General features: G+C 64.9%; 1 protein-coding gene. It reads left to right on the top strand.

Annotation, left to right across the window (positions count from 1 at the left end; genetic code table 11):
• Positions 1-23: 23 nt before the first annotated feature.
• Positions 24-276, top strand: a 253-nt coding sequence (locus tag VL15_RS42990; RefSeq protein WP_230684636.1) for a hypothetical protein, incomplete at its 3' end; no start/stop codon positions are given.

Genomic DNA, 276 nt, shown 5'->3' with positions numbered 1-276 from the left:
AGGTCGACGTGGACAGCGAAGTGATGGAGCTGTTCGCCGACGACAGGCCCGTCGACGTCGACGTCGACAGCGAGGTGATCGAGCTGTTGGCCGACGACAGGCCCGTCGACGTGGAAGTCGACAGCGAGGTCACCGAGCTGTCGGTCGAGCTGAGGCCCGTGGACAGCGAGCTGATACCGGTCGAGGTCGAGGTGGACAGCGACGTGATCGAGCTATTAGCCGACGACAGGCCGGTCGACGTGGAGGTCGACAGCGAGGTGATCGAGCTGTTCGCCG

The organism is Burkholderia cepacia (genome assembly GCF_001039005.1).
GTDB classification, from domain to species: Bacteria; Pseudomonadota; Gammaproteobacteria; order Burkholderiales; family Burkholderiaceae; genus Burkholderia; species Burkholderia theae.
Note: the sequence above shows the minus strand (reverse complement) of the source record. Positions and strands in the feature narration are given on the sequence as shown.